This window comes from Devosia soli (assembly GCF_000970455.1).
GTDB classification, from domain to species: Bacteria; Pseudomonadota; Alphaproteobacteria; order Rhizobiales; family Devosiaceae; genus Devosia; species Devosia soli.
Window position 1 is genome coordinate 296,236 of sequence record NZ_LAJG01000021.1, and the last position, 15,233, is coordinate 311,468.

A 15,233-nucleotide genomic window follows, 5' to 3' on the forward strand; every position below is an offset into this window, starting at 1 on the left:
CCGCGGACTGGGCTCAACCCCAGGGACCGCGCACGCCGCTATCGTCTTCGCTGCGGCCCGCGGTGGGGACACGCCAGCCGCCACCGCTGTCGCGGCCACTCGAAGCGGGCTGCGGACGGGGGGCGGGCCTGCGGCCCTTATCGTCCACGCGCATCTCGCCTGCAAGCTTTTGCAGCGCCGCAATGCGATTGCCGGTATCGGGGTGGGTCGAGAACAGATTGTCCATGCGCTGGCCCGAGAGGGGGTTGATGATATACATATGCGCCATGGCGGGATTGCGCTCTGCCGCGACATTGACCTGACGGCCGGCCAGGGTCGCGATCTTGTTGAGGGCGGAAGCCAGAGCCATGGGATCGCCGGAAATCTCGGCGCCATCCCGGTCGGCTTCATATTCGCGCGTGCGGCTGACGGCCATCTGCACCATCATGGCAGCGACGGGCGCGAGAAAAACCATCAGCAATGCTCCGATGCCGCCAAGTGGGTTTTCGCGATTGTTGCCGCCGCCGAAAAAGAGGCCGAACTGGGCGAGCGCCGAAATGGCACCGGCGAGGGTCGCCGTAATCGTCATGGTCAGCGTGTCGCGCGAGCGGATGTGGGCCAATTCGTGGGCAACGACGCCGGCGACTTCACGCGTCTCGAGCTGACGGAGAAGGCCGGCGGACACGGCGACAGCGGCATTGTTGGGGTCGCGGCCGGTGGCGAAGGCGTTGGGCTGGTCGGACTGAATGAGATAGACGGCCGGGGTCGGGATGCCGGCGCGTTTGGAAAGCGTATCGACCATATCGTAAAGCTCGGGCGCCTGGCTCTGGGCGACGGGCACCGCATTCTGCATGCGCAGCACGAGCTTATCCGAATTCCAATAGGCAAAGATGTTGGTGGCCGCCGCAAACGCAAAGGCGATCATCATGCCGGACGTGCCGCCGATGAAATAGCCTACGACCATGAACAAGGCGGTCATGGCCGCGACGAGAACAAAGGTGCGGAAGGCGTTGAACATCGAAACCCCTTGGGTTGGTATCTGCGAAGAATTATGTTGTGCGTTAAAGCGTTCCCTGCAAGCGCATGACCAATTTGTAAGGATTCCGGAATGAGCGACGAAATCGCGTCCGAAGACCCTGCGCCCCCAGCGCCCAAGACCCTGACGCCGGCCGCGCAGCGAGCGCTCGCGGAAGCCGAAGCCAGACGCACCGCAATCGATGCGGCAACGGCGATGGCGCCGAAAGAAAAGGGCGGCCGCGGCGGGCTCGAGCCGGGCCGCTATGGCGACTGGGAGATCAAGGGTCTCACCAGCGACTTCTGAAGGCTCCTATGGCGCCATAGGAGCCCGGTCTTGCCCTTTAGGCAAGGACCAAAGCCAGGATGGCGAGCACTGCGGGCACCGTCTGGATGAACAGAATTTTCCGGCTGGCGGTGGCAGCACCATAAAGGCCGGCGATGGCGACACAGGCGAGGAAGAAGAGCTTTATCTGCCAGGCAAAGGCCGGGTGGGGATGAACGAGGCCCCAGATGAGCCCGGCGGCGAGGAAGCCGTTGTAAAGACCCTGATTGCCAGCGAGGACCTTGGTCTCTTGCGCAAATTCCGGGGTGAGGTCGAAGGCCTTCTGGCCGCGCGGGGTGGTCCACCAGACCATTTCAAGGAATACGATATAGATGTGAATGAGGGCGACGAGCCCGATCAGAATGTTGGCGATCAGTGCCATTTCTCTCTCCCTAGCCGTTCAGCTTGGCCAATAGCTTTTCCATCCGGTCCCGCTTGGCCTTTTCCACCATGCCCGTCAGACGTTGCCGGACGATGGCGAGGAAGCCGGGCTTTTGCTCGGGCGTCAGGACGCTCGCAGTTTCCTCGGCATAGGTCGGAAACTGATTTGGGGCGGCGTTCTTGAGCCGTTCGACGAGGATCGGCACGGCCTTTTCGGCATAGCCCGAGCGCGCCAACTTGACGAGAAGCGAGGTGCACCGATCCTTGGCGATGACCGAACCGCGGTCGGCCGCCGCGATGATCTTTGGCAATTCGGCTGCGATCTCGTCAGCGCGCAGTTCGGCGACGGCATCGAGCGCCGTCATGGCGCCCCAGACCTGGCGATTGGTGCTGCTGCCCAGGGCCTCAATGAAGGCAGGGCAATAGCCAGCCACGAGATCGGGGCTGCGCGCACCGATTTCATAGAGCGCCTTCATCGCGTCGTTGCGCTGGCGCGGCGTGCCCTCGCGGACAAGCGCGACGAGTTCGGCAATGGCGGTGCGATCGGCGGATGCAGCGATCTCTTCGGCGAGGGCGATATTGGGTGCTTCGTCACGCCGGTCGAGGGCGCCGGCGAGACGATCGGCGACGGAAACGGCTTCGGCCATCATGCCTCCACAGCGACATCGAGGGCGAGTTCGACCATGTCGCGAAGCGAAGTCTGGCGCGCCTCGGCGTCGATTTCCTCATGCGTGATGAGGCAATCGGTCATGGTGCAGATGGTAAGTGCGCGCACGTCGAACCTGGCGGCAAGCGTATAGAGCGCGGCTGCCTCCATTTCGACCCCGATGACGCCATGCTGGGGCAGCTTGTCGTAACCGGCCATGCCATCGGCATGATAGAAGATGTCGGACGAAAGCATATTGCCCGCATGATAACGAAGGCCCCTCGCCTCGGCCTTTTCGGCTGCCTGGCGCAGGAGGCCGAAATCGGCCATGGGAGCGAAGTTGAAGGCACCGAACCTTCCTTTGACGATCGCGCTGTCGGTCGAGGCGGCCTGCGCGAGGATGATATCGCGCACCTTGACCTTGGCATTGAGCCCGCCGCAGGTGCCGACGCGGATCAGCGATTTGACGCCATAGACGTTGATCAGCTCATGCACATAGATCGCGAGAGATGGCTGGCCCATGCCCGAGGCCTGAACTGAAACGGGCTTGCCCTTCCAGAAGCCCGTATAACCAAGGCAATTGCGCACCGAATTGACGAGTTTCGGCGCCTCGAAAAACGTCTCGGCGATCCACTTGGCGCGCAAGGGGTCGCCGGGCAGCAGCACGGCTTGGGCATAATCGCCCGGCTTTGCGTGATTGTGCGGGGTCAAGGTCTGCTCCTTGTCTGGTGCCGATACCGAGCAATGCCACCGGCGCCAAGAGTTGACAATCCACCTGGGAACAACGCCCACCTTCCCGGCATTGAGTTTTCCGAGGACTGAAGGAGGCTCTTATGTCGGATAAGATCGAAGCCAAGGTGACGCATCGTTTTCGCGCGAGCCCGGAGCGGGTTTACGATGCCTTCGTCGATCCAGACCTGGCCCGGCGCTGGCAGGCGGCCTGGCTGCGGCGCAGCGGGGAAAGCGGGAATCTGACCGATATGCATATCGAGCCGCGCGTTGGCGGGCGGCTGATGCTCGCCGATGTCGTGAGCGGCACGAGGGCACGGCATTTCGGGGAATTCCTGGCGCTCGAGCGGCCTAGCAAGATCGCCTTTTCCTGGATGGTCGACGAGAGCGAGGCCGACGATCCGGCAGTGGTCGAGATGATCATCGAGCCCGAGCCAAATGGTCCGGGCAGCGTCGTCACGCTCTATAATACGCTCGATGCACAGTTCGAGGACTGGCTGGCGCAGACCGAACGCGGCTGGATGGCCATGCTTGGGGGCATCGAAGATGTCATCGAGCGGCGCGATATCGCCTCGATGCGCTAGGCGCTTGACGTCAATGGCCATGCGGCCCATCTAGGGCGCGGAACTTTTGGAGCATGACGATGGTCGCCAAGATCTTTATCGATGGGGAAGCCGGAACCACGGGTCTGCAGATCCGCGAGCGCCTTGCCGGCCGCCGCGATCTTGAAGTGCTCTCCATCGCGCCGGAAAAGCGCAAGGACCAGGACGAGCGGAAGCGCCTCCTCAACGCCGCCGATGTCGCTATTCTCTGCCTGCCCGACGAGGCGGCGAAGGAAAGCGTGCGGCTCATTGAGAACAGCACGACCCGCGTCATCGACGCCTCGACCGCGTTTCGCGTCGATCCCGATTGGGCTTATGGCTTTGCCGAAATGGACAAGAGCCAGGGCGAAAAGATCGCCAATGCGCGGTTCGTCGCCAATCCCGGCTGCTGGCCGCAGGGGCTGATCGCGGGCCTTCGCCCGCTGATCGCCGCCGGTCTCGTTCCGGCCGATTACCCCGTCATCTATCACGGCATTTCCGGCTATACCGGCGGCGGCCGACAGATGATCGAGGATTATGTGGCCGAGGGCGACAAATCCAGCCAATACATGCCCTATGGGCTCACCTTCCAGCACAAGCACGTGCCGGAGATGACGCTCTTTACCGGCCTCAAGCGCGCGCCGTTGTTCGAGCCGGTCGTCGGCAATTTTGCTCAAGGCATGACGACATCCCTGCCGTTGCAGCTCGGCGGGCTCGCCAAGGTGCCGGCCGGGGCGGAGATTCACGCGGCCATCGCCGATCATTTCGCCGCTATTCCGGACAGCTTTGTGAAGGTCGCTCCCTATGATCCGTCGCTCGGCAAGACCCCGGCGCTCGATCCGCAAGTGCATAACGGCACCAATACGCTGACGCTGCATGTCTTTGCCAATGACGCTCGCGCCCAGGCGGCGGTGGTCGCGGTTTACGATAATCTGGGCAAGGGCGCATCCGGCGCGGCGGTCCAGAACCTCAACCTGATGCTGGGCGTCGCGGCCGCCGAAAGCCTTGCGGCCTGAGAAAGGGTTTTTGCGATGACCGAGTACACGATCCGGCGTGAGGAAGGCCCGACCCGCGGGCGCTACGTCATCGACCTTGCGCCAGGCGCCGAGGCGGAAATGACCTATCGCAAGGAAGACGGGCGGATCATCGTCGACCATACCGGCGTGCCGCGCGAATTCGAAGGCCGCGGCATTGCACTGCAGCTGGTCAAGGCCTCCATCGCCGACGCGCGCAGCCAAGGGTTCAAGATCACCCCGGTCTGCCCCTATGTGGTGGTGCAGTTCGACCGCCATCCGGATTGGGCGGACCTGCGCGCCTAATCTTCGTAGGCAAGGCCGAGAAGGTTTTCCTCGCGCCAGACGAGCCGGCACAATTCGAGCCGATGCCCGAAAAGCACATAGAAGCGATCGGGCGTCGGCCAGGGCTCCAGAAGTTCGACCTTGGCGCCGAAAGCGGATGCATTGCGCAAGAGCGCAGGCACGCGCAGGAGGCCGTCGCCCAGCACGATCGTCGCATCCAGGCGCACTTTATCCCGCGGCCGCAGCCGCCGCTCTTTCCGGTCCATACGCCTACAATAGCGCAGACCCCCGCGGCGATCCCCTTGGGTTTTATTCAAAGGCCATGGAGTTTTGGGAGGGGAGGGTTGGTGGAGCTGAGCGGGATCGAACCGCTGACCTCGTCATTGCGAACGACGCGCTCTCCCAACTGAGCTACAGCCCCGCACCGGGCATTGGTATCGCCAAATTCGGCCATGGGATCAAGAGGGATTTGTCTGGTGCTGGCGGGTGCTGGTCAGACAAGACCCTTGGCGATGAGGCTTTTTCCGGTCGTGATGGCGGAAACGGTGCCGCTGATCAGCGGGCGGCCGAGGCGATTGCTGCCGCGGTGGCCATCGAGGCGCTTGAGGGTGCCGAGTTCGTGGACATTGCCGGCGATGGTCCGGTCAAAGAGGCCGGCGAGGCGGACGAGGACATCGGGCAATTCGGCGGTCGGGATGCGCCGGTCCGGGAATGCCTCTTTCATGGCACTAGCGATATCGGTCATCCGATAGATGCCTTCGGACGCGATGCAGCGCTGGCCGCCGGCGCTTTCGTTGGTCATGGCATCGAGGTGGAGCGCGGCGACGTCTCGGACGTCGACGACTGAAAAGCCCAATTTGGGCACGGCGGGAAGCTTGCCATCGAGAAGGCGGGCGACGAGGGCCGCGGAAGTGCCAGGATCGTCATCGAGCAGCGGCCCGAGGATGGCGGCGGGATTGATGACCGCCAGATCATCGTGCCGACCGGCTTTGTCCATCAGGTCCCAGGCGGCTTTTTCGGCCAGGGTCTTGGATTTGGCGTAGGCGCCGGTTTTGGGGCTGTCGACATTGGTCCAGTCGCTTTCGGTCAGGAGGCGCGAATAATCCTTGTGGCCATACTGGATCGCGGCGATGGACGAGGTCAGGACGATGCGCTCGACTTTGGCGCGCAGCGCGGCCTCGATGGCGCGACGAGTGCCGTCGACGGCGGGCCGGATCAGTTCGTTGGGGTCCTTGGGGATGTCGAGGACGAATGGGGACGCGGTATGCTGGAGAAAACGCACGCCATCCATGGCCGCGTCCCAACCGGCGTCCCCCAGGAGATCGAGCGCGACGAATTCGAGCCGGCCAACATCGCCGCCGGCCCGTTGAAGCGTTGTCCGGACTTTTCCGGCTTTGTCGAGCGTCCGGACGCTGCCACGCACCCTGTAGCCAGCATTGAGGAGGGCCATGGCGACATGGCCGCCGAGAAAGCCGGATATGCCGGTGAGAAGGACTAGGTCGGCCATGGTACGATTCCTTGACGGGGGCTCGCCGGGTTAACGGGCGAGATGCCGATTTAGACCGCTTCCCAGCGTTCGGATTTTTCGCTGCGGAAGATTGCGTCCAGAACCTTCATCGAGGCGATGGCATCCTCGACGCCGTAAGGAAGGGGCGTTTCACCGAGGACGGCGGCGGCGAAGGCGCGGGCCTGTTCGGTATATTGGTCGCAGGCCGGCAGGATTTCGCGGCGCGCCAACGAACCGTCGATAGGCGCGCCGGTATCGATGGTGATGGCAGTGCGCTCGTCGGCGGGGGCATTGTAGGGAATGAGGATTTCGAGCTTGCCCCTCGTGCCCTGGACGAGGACGCGCTGATGCGGCACGAGTTGGGTCGAGCAGGTAAAGGTCAATCGCCTGCCCTGGTCGAAATCCATGATGGCACTGGCCAGCCGGTCCGTGCCGAAAACGGGGTCGTGTTCGACAAGGGAAACGACGCGCTGCGGTTCGGATTCGAACAGGAAACGGCCGGTCGTAACCGGGTAGCAGCCGATATCGAGAATGCCGCCGCCGCCGATATCGGCCTGGTTGCGCACATTGCCGGCATCGTTGTTGAAATAGGAAAAAGTCGCGGTGATCGCGCGAACATCGCCCAGTTCGCCGGAGCGGATGATCTCGCGGGCGCGCTGCCACTGCGGATGAAAGCGGATCATGAAGGCTTCCATGACGAGCCGCCCTTCCGGCACCTGGCGCAGCTCTTCAGCTTCCCTTGCGGTGATGGCGATCGGCTTTTCGCACAGAACATGTTTGCCAGCGCGTGTTGCGGCGAGGGTCATCGGCACATGGAGATGATTGGGGAGAGGGTTGTAGATCGCGTCGATGTCGGGATCGGCAAACAGTTCCTCATAGGAGCCATAGGCCTTGGCGATGCCGAGTTTATCGGCGGCTTCCCGGGCCTTGCCCAGATCGCGCGAGGCGATGGCGGCGACCTCGCAATTGTCCGCCTTTTGAATAGCAGGCGTTACCTTGGCCATGCCGATATTGGCGGTCGATAAAATCCCCCAGCGCACTTTTTTGGTCACGTCGCATCTCCTCGCTTTGGCCTAAGGCCTAGCCTTGTGGTGGGTCCGAGGGCAAGGGCCACATTCTATACGCCGGGGTTGCCAGCACACGCTTTTGTGCCTCCATCTTGCCGGGATGCTCATGTTAACGTTGCGGTAAGAGGGCCCGTGGGGCCCGAGCAGCGGGGACATTCATGCAGCTCAAGCCCAATGCCTTCCGGCTCAGCGAGACAGTGCGCGGCGTCGAAACAATGACGCGCTTTTCCCTCGCCGTGCTGGCGCTGGCGTCCGGTGTCTATACCTATCTCGGCGTGCGCGGACTTCTCGATGGCTCGGCCACCTTCGTCTTTTTTGCCGCCATCATCTATTCGGCCGCCGTCTCGGTCGCCATTTATGCCTTCTGGACCTTCATGATGCGGTTCATTCCGCTCGTGACCTCGGGCGTGCAGCGCGTCGGGCTCTTTCTCACTATGGGCATTGGCTGCCTGATGATCATGGCCATGAGCTCCTGGCTCAATGCTGCGGCGCTCGCCGGTTCTGCCGCCACCGAACAGCATATGGCCGTGACGCTCCAGGGCTATGCCGAAGATCTCGATCTCGCCCATGCCAATGCACTCGCGGCGCAAAGCCTGCTGCCCGACGTGCAGCGCGCCGCAGAGCGGTTTTCGGGCCTTGCGGCCGATGAACGCGAATCCGGCGCTTTGACGGGGACCACCGGCTCGGGCAGCGTCGTGCAATTGCTCACCCAGATGGGCACGCAGATGAACCAGCTTGCGGCCACCATCACCGGCAGCCGCGATGAAGTGGCGACGCTCTTCGAGCAGGGTTCGGCCCGTCTCGCCACGATGCGTGAACTCGTCTCCACGCCCGGGGCCATCGAGCCGCGCACCGATAGCTTTCAGAGCGAAGCGGTGCAGCTTTCAGCCATCATCGCGTCCCTCCAACAGACCGGCGTTGCAGCATCCGTGCGCCGCGCGTCCGATGATCTTTCTGCCGGCTTCATCGCTCCGGTCGCCGACGGACAATCGGCTGATCTGATGAACCGCCAGGGCCAGGTGATGGAGACGGTCCGCGCTTCGGTCGCGGCCCAATCCGCAGCGCTCAGCGCCGCTGCCGACGAAATCCTTGCAACGCCACCCGTCGAACAGCGCCGTTACACTCCGCTTTCGAGTGCGGAAGCCGTGCTGCGTTATTGGCAGGATTTTATCCCGTCCTGGGCCGGCGCCATATCCATCGATCTTCTGCCCGTGGTGCTGGTGCTCGTCCTGATGATCGTCAACGATGCCATGCGCCGTGAATCTTCTTCGCTCGAAGAAGCCGAAAACATCACTGCTGCGGAAATGCTCCGGGCTATGGCGCTCTATCGGCGGATGGAAGCAGCCGGGATCGATGTGACGACGGGTCAACCAAAGCGCGAGCCCGAGGTTGAGCCCGCTCCCGCCGAACCGAGGCCTGCCGTTGCTGAGACGCCAGTGGAAGATGCCACCGTGACCCCGATCGATACCGCGCAGCGTAAGCGCACCGATGGGCCGCGCCCCGCATGAAAACGGAGGCCAATGCCCGCTTACGCTCGTCGAGCCCAGGCATTATCGCCCGGCTCGCCGCCATAGAAGATGGCGCGATCATCCGTGTCGCCTTCTTCGCGCTGCTGATCGGCACGGCGAGCGTGCTCTATGTCGACTTTCGAGAAATGGCCCTCACGACGCCACCCGATGTGCTGCCGACCCTCGAGCCCATCCTGCCGCCGGCCAACCCCGATGGCGGCGAAACGGGACAGCCTATGCCGTCGATCACCACGGCGCCCGATGTTCTCGAATCGCCGCTTGCTATCACGCTGGCGCCTGGCGGCGAGCTTTTCCTGACCGGCACGATCGATCCGGGGGCGGCCCAGAGGTTCGCCGATGAGATTGCGGCGCGCGGCGAATACGTGAAGACTGTGGTTCTCGATTCGCCCGGAGGTTCGGTGATGGACGCGCTGGAGATCGGCGCCCTCATCCAGGAAAAGGCCCTCGCGACCAAGGTTGTCGCCGGCAATCTCTGCGCTTCGTCCTGCCCCATCATTTTCGCCTCAGGCGCCGAGCGGATCGCCAGCCCCGATGCTGCCATCGGGGTGCATCAGATTTATGCCGCGAGCCTTGGCGAAGGCGCCGCCGATGCCGTAGCGGTGGCGGGCGTTGCCATGGCCGATGCCCAATCGACGACGGCAAAAATCACGCGGCACCTGATCAAAAGCGGGATCGATCCGGAGATGTGGCTGCATGCACTCGATACGCCGCCGGACCGGCTTTACTATTTTTCCGAGGAGGAACTGCGCGGTCTCAAACTTGTGACCCAGTTTCTCGAAAACTAGGAATTTCGCGGGAACCGGCGGAGGACCGGTTCGTTACGCGGGATAAGGGTGAAAGCGCCCATCTTTGAGGGGAGGAAGCAGAAATGTCTGAAGCGCATACTTTGACGCGGCACAGCGATATCCAGAATTGGGTGACCGATCGCCAGGGCATTCCAGCGGTTGCGCGGATTCGCAACCGATTCGGCGAGGAAAAAGCCAAGCTGCTGCTGCGCTTCGTGCGCAGCCAGGGCGGCACGGTTGATGATGGCATGAGCCCTTGTTCGTGGACGGCGTGGTTTGCCGAACTCGACCGGCAGCAGTTGGCGCTCAAGGTTACCCCGGCGGGCGACTGCGAACTGGTTTCGCGCGAGGCGGTGAACTAGCCTCTGGTTCCGATCGACTTTAAGAGCTTATTGGCGGGGTCAGCAACGCAAGTGCGGTCGCGGCCCCGCGCTTTGGCGTCATAAAGCGCCCGATCAGCCCGCCTCAGCGCGTCTGCAAGACTTTCATCCTTTTCGATGAGAGCGACACCGAAGGAACTGGTGACCGGCCGGTCGATCCCGCGCTCGGTGGCGGGCAAATCGAGCATCATGCGGCGGGCGGTTTCGATCGCCCCGCGCGCCAGGGTCAAATTGCCGCCTGGCAGAAGCACGGCGAATTCTTCGCCGCCGAGCCGGCCCACGATGGCACGAAGATCAAAGCTTTTCTTCAAGACCCTGCCGAAGCTGGTGATCACCTGATCGCCGGCGGCATGGCCGTAGGAATCGTTGATGAGCTTGAAGTGATCGAGGTCAGCGATCACGAGCACCGCGGGAACGCCGGCGCGGAGGGCAAGAAGTCTTGCCTTGTCCGCCTGATCCTCAAACCCGCGACGATTGAGAAGACCGGACAGCGGATCGGTTTCCGAGCGCCTTTGGAGGTCTGCCATCATGTCGCGCACGATGATCAGGAGGATGAGGAGCCCGTTGGAGATCAGCAAGACGGCAGCGACGGACTGGGAAATCGCCGCATAACTGCTGCCGAGATAACCTTGGGGCGACCCGCCGGAGCCGATGAGCATCGCAATAAAGGGCTTTGAGAGGAAATTGAGCGCCATGAGGACCATGAGCCCGATCAAAGCAAGATCGAGGGCGCGCTTGGATTTTCGCGACGCGATGATGGCGGCGCCATAAAGCTGCAGCACGGCATAGGGTGCCTGATAGAGCAAGGCGCGGAGAAAGCTGTCGCGCGGCATGTCGAGAATGGCGAGGTTGAGCGCGAGCGAGGCGAGGACGATCGCAACAAGCGCGCGGCTGGGCGGCTTGATGCCATAGTGGCGAGCAAGGCCGATATTGGAGAGGGCAAGGGCGAAGAGGAAAGCGGCGAAGATCGCGACGCTGACCGGCCGGGCATCGGTCTGGAAGGGCAGGATGAATTCAAAGATGCCGTTGAAGAGCCCGATGGCATAGGCAAGTGCTAGCCATCGCGCGCCAATGGCCTCGCGATAATAGGTGGCAACAATGGCAAAGGCACTGGCGAACAACCCGGCAACAAAGAGGTTGATCGCCAGCACGAAGCCTGCGGCGCTCATGTGTGCTTCCGGCTTGAGAGACCCTTCCAGACTAGCCGAAGGTCCGGAAAAACTCCGTTAAGTCGATCTCATCAATGGCGCGGCGAAACACCAAGAGCGTGGGCAAGGAGCGCATAGGAGCGGCGGCGGAGCTCATAAGAGTGGATAGTTGTCGTGATCATTACTTCGTCGGCCTGGGCCTCGCGTGCCTTATTGGTGATGGCTTCGGCCATCTGCTCGGCGCTGCCGACGAGCCATAGACTCGATTGATGGGCGATGATCTGCTCCTGCTGTGGGGTGAGCTTATGCGCCAGAGCCTCCTCGGGCGGGGTCAGCTGCCGCTGCTCGCCCGAAAGGAAGCGGGCCCAATTGACCGCCTGCGAACTCGACAAATATCTGGCTTCTTGCTCGGTCGGCGCGGTGATGACGGAAAGGCACAGGATCGTGCGCGGCTCGGCAAACTGTTCGGACGGCTCAAAGGCTGCGCGATAAGCGGCAAAGGCGGGAGCGGCCGGGGTGTGGGAGAAGTGGGCGGCAAAGGCATAGCCAAAGCCGATCTGGCCGGCCGCCTCGGCGCTGGCGCCCGACGAACCAAGGAGCCATTTCGGCGGCAGGCGAATGCCGCCCGGCGAAACCGGCACGCGTGAAAAGGGATGATCGGGCGGGAAATTGCCTTCGTCGAAGGCCATGAGTTCGGCCAGATACTGAGAAAACTCTTCACCGCCGCCCGAGCGCAACGCGCGCATGGCATAGCCATCGCCGCCGGGCGCGCGGCCAAGGCCGAGGTCGATGCGGCCGGGATGCAGCGCTTCGAGCGTACGATAGGCCTCCGCGATACGGAGCGGCGCATGATTGAGCAGCATGACGCCGCCCGAGCCAACGCGTAGATGCTTGGTTGCGGCGGCGGCGCTGCCGATCAGGATTTCGGGTACGGAGGACGCGATGGAGGGCATGCCATGGTGTTCGGCATACCAGAGGCGCTCGTAGCCGAGCTTGTCCGCCGCTTCTGCCAGCCTGACCGTTTCGCGCATCGCGTCCGAGGTCGACGTCCCTTGGGCGATTGGTGCAAGGTCCTGAAGCGAGAGGGCGAAGGGAGCGGACATGAAACGAGCTTTCCGAAAATCAACTTCATCGGTAAATCACGATGATAAGCGCCAACGTCAAGGGTTGGGTGGTGAAAAAGCCGTGTTCCCCGGCCTGCCTTAACGGCCAATTAGGGACAATTTTATCGAATTCTTGCTCGATGCGTCTGCCTCCGGCCCAATGGGGAATCACAGGACGCCGGAGTTCAAATGATCGCTCGCACGCCGTCGCGACTGATGCCGCTGCTGATGCTGGCGCTTTTGGCCGTGCCGGCGGCTGCGCAGGTCAATATATTGCCCGAGGTGCGCGGGGGCGTCGCGATGCGCGATATCGGCCGCGCCAATGCCCAGCTGTTCGATCCGGCGCAGATCCGCGATCTCAATGTCGAGTTGTTGTTCGCCATTCCCGACCTCAATGCCTGGAACCCCATCGGTGAGCTGCGGCCGCATCTTGGGGCAACGGTCAATCTCGAAGGCAGGGAAAGTCTGGCCTATGGCGGGTTGAGCTGGACGTTTCGTGCGCCCGTGGTGCCGGTGTTCATCGAAGCCGGGCTAGGCGGCGCGCTCCATAGCGGGAGCTTTCAAGCAACGCCATCGCGATTTGGCTGCGCCGTGCTGGCGGAGGCGCAGGCAAGCGTCGGTGTCGAGATCTTGCCGGGAACCTCGCTCATGGCCACTCTCCAGCACGCCACCGACTTCGGCCTTTGCGGCAAGGCGGCAGATGGCCTGACGACGGCCGGGCTTCGTCTTGGCGTGCGCTTTTAGGCCGAGTGTTGCCGGCCTGCATGCAATCGGGCTTGACCGGGGCCCACGTTCACCGTTCTAGATGCTGTTCTCGTTTGGGGGCCACCATGTCGCATTTCGTCAAAATCGCATTCGCCATCGGGGCCATGCTGCTGGCTGGACAGGCTGCCACAGCGCAGGATTTTAGGGCTTCCGAAGTCCGCGGTGGCATTTTTGCCCATAGCGCTGACGAGCCGGGCAATTTCTTCGGCGTCTTCAACACCGAGCGCTTGCAGGACGTAAACGTCGAACTCCTCTTCGATACTCCGGGCCTCACCGATTGGGTGACGCTGGGCGAGCTGCGCCCGCATGTGGGGGCAACGCTCAATGCCGGCGGGCTCGAAAGCATGGTTTATGCCGGCGTGAGCTGGACGGTGCCGGTGTTCGATACGCCCGTCTTCGTCGAAGGCACGTTTGGCGGCGCAGTGCATAACGGCAATACCAATGGCACGGCGATCGCGCCGGCGCGCGATCTTGGCTGTTCGGTGCTGTTTCGTGAATCGGCCAGCATCGGGGTGCAGATGACCGAGAATGCCTCGATCATGGCCACGATCGAACATGCCTCCAATGCCAATCTCTGCAATGGCAATCGTGGCCTGACAAATATGGGTATCCGCCTCGGCTGGAAATTCTAGGCCGCTTGCCCCGCAGCAAAACCCGACGCCCAGGCCCACTGGAAATTATAGCCGCCAAGCCAGCCGGTGACGTCGACTGCTTCGCCCACGAAGTATAGGCCCGGCACGGTCCGGGCCATCATGGTTTTGGCGTCAAGGCCGGTGGTGTCGACGCCGCCGAGCGTGACTTCGGCCGTGCGATAACCTTCCGAGCCTACCGGCTTCAGCGTCCAGCGCGAAACCTGGTCGGCGACAGGCTGCAGTTTCTTGTCGGAAAAATCCCCGATCATGCCCGGCTGGTTGATCATCTCTCCCAGAAGCTGGGCAAGGCGCTTTGGCAGATGTCCGGCCAGCACGGTCTGGACGTGATTGCGCGGCTGCTCCTTGCGCGCTACCTGCAACATGGCCATGGCATCCTGTTCAGGCAGGAGGTCGACGGCAATGCTGTCGCCTTCGCGCCAATAGGAGGAAATCTGGAGAATCGAGGGGCCCGAAAGGCCGCGATGGGTGAAGAGCAATGCTTCCCGGAACCTGGTCTTGCCAACGCTGACGACGGCTTCTGTCGACACGCCCGCAAGCGGTTTCATCGCCTCGAGCGCCCCTTCTTCGAAGGTCAGCGGCACGAGGGCGGGACGGGTGTCGGTGACGTTGAGGCCGAATTGCCGCGCCAGGCTATAGGCGAAACCGGTCGCGCCCATCTTGGGGATGGATTTGCCCCCCGTTGCGACGATCAGGCTTTCGCAGGTGACATAGCCATCGCCGACAAGGACCCGAAAGCCTTCGCCGGTCTTTTCGACCGAGCCCACCGAGCGCCCGGTCCAGATCGCGGCGCCCGCCTGGCGCAGGTCGTCGATCAGCATGGCTACGATCTGGGTGGCCGGCCCATCGCAGAAAAGCTGCCCCAGCGTCTTTTCGTGAAAGGCGATGCCGCGCTTTTTGACGCGCTCGATGAACATGTCGGGCGTATAGCGGGAGAGTGCGGAAAGGGCGAAGCGCGGGTTCTGGCTCAAGAACCGCTCGCGCCCCAAAATGTGGGTGGCGTTGACATTGGTGAAATTGCAGCGTCCGCCCCCAGAAATGCGGATCTTTTCGCCTGGATTTTTGGCGTGATCGACGACGAGCACACGACGCCCGCGACGACCCGCTTCGATCCCAGCCATAAGGCCCGCCGCACCGGCACCGAGGATGATGATGTCGAAATCGGGCATGGCTGTTTATCCTTCGGCGCTTGTCGCGTCCTCCGTACCCCCCTCCCAGCCTCCCCCACAAGGGGGGAGGTGCAGCGACAGCGGTTTTGGCGGGATAGTATCAGAGACGCGATGACACACCTCCCTCTCGATGGGGGAGACGGAAGGGGATGGAGAAACGCCCTCGATCTTGCCGCA

19 protein-coding genes and 1 tRNA gene are annotated in these 15,233 nt (G+C 62.8%); 9 read left to right on the forward strand and 11 right to left on the reverse strand.

Going from position 1 to position 15,233, the window contains the following annotated elements:
• Window positions 1–13: 13 nt before the first annotated feature.
• On the reverse strand, window positions 14–997 hold the full coding sequence (htpX, locus tag VW35_RS10510) for a zinc metalloprotease HtpX (RefSeq protein ID WP_052951645.1): 984 nt from the start codon (window positions 995–997) through the stop codon (window positions 14–16).
• Between the two features lie 90 nt (window positions 998–1,087).
• On the opposite strand from htpX, the gene VW35_RS10515 reads away from it, so the two are divergent.
• Window positions 1,088–1,300, forward strand: coding sequence for a DUF1674 domain-containing protein (locus VW35_RS10515; protein WP_046142978.1), 213 nt, complete (start codon window positions 1,088–1,090; stop codon window positions 1,298–1,300).
• Between the two features lie 37 nt (window positions 1,301–1,337).
• On the opposite strand, the gene VW35_RS10520 is transcribed toward VW35_RS10515, so the two are convergent.
• From VW35_RS10520 to deoD, 3 genes are read right to left on the reverse strand one after another with little or no spacing between them, the layout of a single operon-like run.
• Window positions 1,338–1,694, reverse strand: a complete 357-nt coding sequence (locus tag VW35_RS10520) for a DUF1304 domain-containing protein (protein WP_046143075.1) — start codon at window positions 1,692–1,694, stop codon at window positions 1,338–1,340.
• A gap of 16 nt (window positions 1,695–1,710) precedes the next feature.
• Entirely contained in the window at window positions 1,711–2,346 is a 636-nt protein-coding gene (locus VW35_RS10525) for a hypothetical protein (RefSeq protein WP_152662555.1), read from the reverse strand.
• Entirely contained in the window at window positions 2,346–3,056 is a 711-nt protein-coding gene (deoD, locus tag VW35_RS10530) for a purine-nucleoside phosphorylase (RefSeq protein ID WP_046142980.1), read from the reverse strand. The genes VW35_RS10525 and deoD overlap by 1 nt, the downstream gene beginning before the upstream one ends.
• Window positions 3,057–3,178: 122 nt before the next feature.
• Here deoD and VW35_RS10535 point away from each other — a divergent pair, with 122 nt between their 5' ends.
• The 3 genes from VW35_RS10535 to VW35_RS10545 are packed head-to-tail and all read left to right on the forward strand — an operon-like array spanning window position 3,179 to window position 4,974.
• Entirely contained in the window at window positions 3,179–3,658 is a 480-nt protein-coding gene (locus tag VW35_RS10535; protein WP_046142981.1) for an SRPBCC family protein, read from the forward strand.
• Window positions 3,659–3,717: 59 nt separating this feature from the next.
• Window positions 3,718–4,671 (forward strand): N-acetyl-gamma-glutamyl-phosphate reductase, encoded by a 954-nt coding sequence (gene argC, locus VW35_RS10540; protein ID WP_046143076.1) that lies wholly within the window; start codon window positions 3,718–3,720, stop codon window positions 4,669–4,671.
• A 15-nt stretch (window positions 4,672–4,686) separates the two neighbouring features.
• Window positions 4,687–4,974 carry a GNAT family N-acetyltransferase gene (locus VW35_RS10545; protein ID WP_046142982.1) on the forward strand — a complete coding sequence of 96 codons (288 nt, stop codon included), beginning with the start codon at window positions 4,687–4,689 and terminating at the stop codon, window positions 4,972–4,974.
• Here the strand turns inward: VW35_RS10545 and VW35_RS10550 are convergent.
• The 4 genes from VW35_RS10550 to VW35_RS10565 all read right to left on the reverse strand — a co-directional run bounded on the left by VW35_RS10550 (window position 4,971) and on the right by VW35_RS10565 (window position 7,512).
• On the reverse strand, window positions 4,971–5,180 hold the full coding sequence (locus VW35_RS10550) for a PilZ domain-containing protein (RefSeq protein WP_152662556.1): 210 nt from the start codon (window positions 5,178–5,180) through the stop codon (window positions 4,971–4,973). The two genes, VW35_RS10545 and VW35_RS10550, sit on opposite strands and share 4 nt — an antisense overlap.
• 118 nt (window positions 5,181–5,298) lie before the next feature.
• Window positions 5,299–5,374 (reverse strand) — tRNA-Ala (locus tag VW35_RS10555).
• A gap of 72 nt (window positions 5,375–5,446) precedes the next feature.
• Complete coding sequence (locus VW35_RS10560) at window positions 5,447–6,460, reverse strand: SDR family oxidoreductase (protein ID WP_046142984.1); 1,014 nt, start codon at window positions 6,458–6,460, stop codon at window positions 5,447–5,449.
• Between the two features lie 50 nt (window positions 6,461–6,510).
• Complete coding sequence (locus VW35_RS10565) at window positions 6,511–7,512, reverse strand: Gfo/Idh/MocA family protein (protein WP_200896886.1); 1,002 nt, start codon at window positions 7,510–7,512, stop codon at window positions 6,511–6,513.
• A gap of 173 nt (window positions 7,513–7,685) precedes the next feature.
• Between VW35_RS10565 and VW35_RS10570 the strand changes: the two genes are divergently transcribed.
• From VW35_RS10570 to VW35_RS10580, 3 genes are all read left to right on the forward strand, one after another.
• Complete coding sequence (locus VW35_RS10570) at window positions 7,686–9,035, forward strand: hypothetical protein (protein WP_046142985.1); 1,350 nt, start codon at window positions 7,686–7,688, stop codon at window positions 9,033–9,035.
• A complete protein-coding gene (locus VW35_RS10575) occupies window positions 9,032–9,841 on the forward strand; it encodes a COG3904 family protein (protein ID WP_152662557.1) in 810 nt (269 codons plus the stop codon). The genes VW35_RS10570 and VW35_RS10575 overlap by 4 nt, the downstream gene beginning before the upstream one ends.
• A gap of 83 nt (window positions 9,842–9,924) precedes the next feature.
• Window positions 9,925–10,203 (forward strand): hypothetical protein, encoded by a 279-nt coding sequence (locus VW35_RS10580; protein ID WP_046142986.1) that lies wholly within the window; start codon window positions 9,925–9,927, stop codon window positions 10,201–10,203.
• Here the strand turns inward: VW35_RS10580 and VW35_RS10585 are convergent.
• Window positions 10,200–11,390, reverse strand: a complete 1,191-nt coding sequence (locus tag VW35_RS10585) for a GGDEF domain-containing protein (RefSeq protein WP_046142987.1) — start codon at window positions 11,388–11,390, stop codon at window positions 10,200–10,202. The two genes, VW35_RS10580 and VW35_RS10585, sit on opposite strands and share 4 nt — an antisense overlap.
• Window positions 11,391–11,461: 71 nt before the next feature.
• Window positions 11,462–12,472 (reverse strand): LLM class flavin-dependent oxidoreductase, encoded by a 1,011-nt coding sequence (locus VW35_RS10590; protein WP_046142988.1) that lies wholly within the window; start codon window positions 12,470–12,472, stop codon window positions 11,462–11,464.
• A gap of 189 nt (window positions 12,473–12,661) precedes the next feature.
• Here VW35_RS10590 and VW35_RS20595 point away from each other — a divergent pair, with 189 nt between their 5' ends.
• Window positions 12,662–13,216, forward strand: coding sequence for an acyloxyacyl hydrolase (locus tag VW35_RS20595; RefSeq protein WP_052951646.1), 555 nt, complete (start codon window positions 12,662–12,664; stop codon window positions 13,214–13,216).
• Window positions 13,217–13,302: 86 nt separating this feature from the next.
• Window positions 13,303–13,869, forward strand: coding sequence for an acyloxyacyl hydrolase (locus VW35_RS10600; RefSeq protein ID WP_052951647.1), 567 nt, complete (start codon window positions 13,303–13,305; stop codon window positions 13,867–13,869).
• On the opposite strand, the gene VW35_RS10605 is transcribed toward VW35_RS10600, so the two are convergent.
• Window positions 13,866–15,056 carry a BaiN/RdsA family NAD(P)/FAD-dependent oxidoreductase gene (locus tag VW35_RS10605; RefSeq protein WP_046142989.1) on the reverse strand — a complete coding sequence of 397 codons (1,191 nt, stop codon included), beginning with the start codon at window positions 15,054–15,056 and terminating at the stop codon, window positions 13,866–13,868. The two genes, VW35_RS10600 and VW35_RS10605, sit on opposite strands and share 4 nt — an antisense overlap.
• Window positions 15,057–15,233 lie beyond the last annotated feature (177 nt).

Coding starts and splice junctions, on each gene's coding strand:
- VW35_RS10580 (WP_046142986.1), top strand. CDS start 9,925: ATGTCTGAAGCGCATACTTTGACGCGGCACAGCGATATCCAGAATTGG.
- VW35_RS20595 (WP_052951646.1), top strand. CDS start 12,662: ATGATCGCTCGCACGCCGTCGCGACTGATGCCGCTGCTGATGCTGGCG.
- VW35_RS10575 (WP_152662557.1), top strand. CDS start 9,032: ATGAAAACGGAGGCCAATGCCCGCTTACGCTCGTCGAGCCCAGGCATT.
- VW35_RS10590 (WP_046142988.1), bottom strand. CDS start 12,472: ATGTCCGCTCCCTTCGCCCTCTCGCTTCAGGACCTTGCACCAATCGCC.
- VW35_RS10585 (WP_046142987.1), bottom strand. CDS start 11,390: ATGAGCGCCGCAGGCTTCGTGCTGGCGATCAACCTCTTTGTTGCCGGG.
- VW35_RS10535 (WP_046142981.1), top strand. CDS start 3,179: ATGTCGGATAAGATCGAAGCCAAGGTGACGCATCGTTTTCGCGCGAGC.
- VW35_RS10545 (WP_046142982.1), top strand. CDS start 4,687: ATGACCGAGTACACGATCCGGCGTGAGGAAGGCCCGACCCGCGGGCGC.
- VW35_RS10605 (WP_046142989.1), bottom strand. CDS start 15,056: ATGCCCGATTTCGACATCATCATCCTCGGTGCCGGTGCGGCGGGCCTT.
- VW35_RS10515 (WP_046142978.1), top strand. CDS start 1,088: ATGAGCGACGAAATCGCGTCCGAAGACCCTGCGCCCCCAGCGCCCAAG.
- VW35_RS10560 (WP_046142984.1), bottom strand. CDS start 6,460: ATGGCCGACCTAGTCCTTCTCACCGGCATATCCGGCTTTCTCGGCGGC.
- VW35_RS10570 (WP_046142985.1), top strand. CDS start 7,686: ATGCAGCTCAAGCCCAATGCCTTCCGGCTCAGCGAGACAGTGCGCGGC.
- VW35_RS10600 (WP_052951647.1), top strand. CDS start 13,303: ATGTCGCATTTCGTCAAAATCGCATTCGCCATCGGGGCCATGCTGCTG.
- argC (WP_046143076.1), top strand. CDS start 3,718: ATGGTCGCCAAGATCTTTATCGATGGGGAAGCCGGAACCACGGGTCTG.
- VW35_RS10525 (WP_152662555.1), bottom strand. CDS start 2,346: ATGGCCGAAGCCGTTTCCGTCGCCGATCGTCTCGCCGGCGCCCTCGAC.
- htpX (WP_052951645.1), bottom strand. CDS start 997: ATGTTCAACGCCTTCCGCACCTTTGTTCTCGTCGCGGCCATGACCGCC.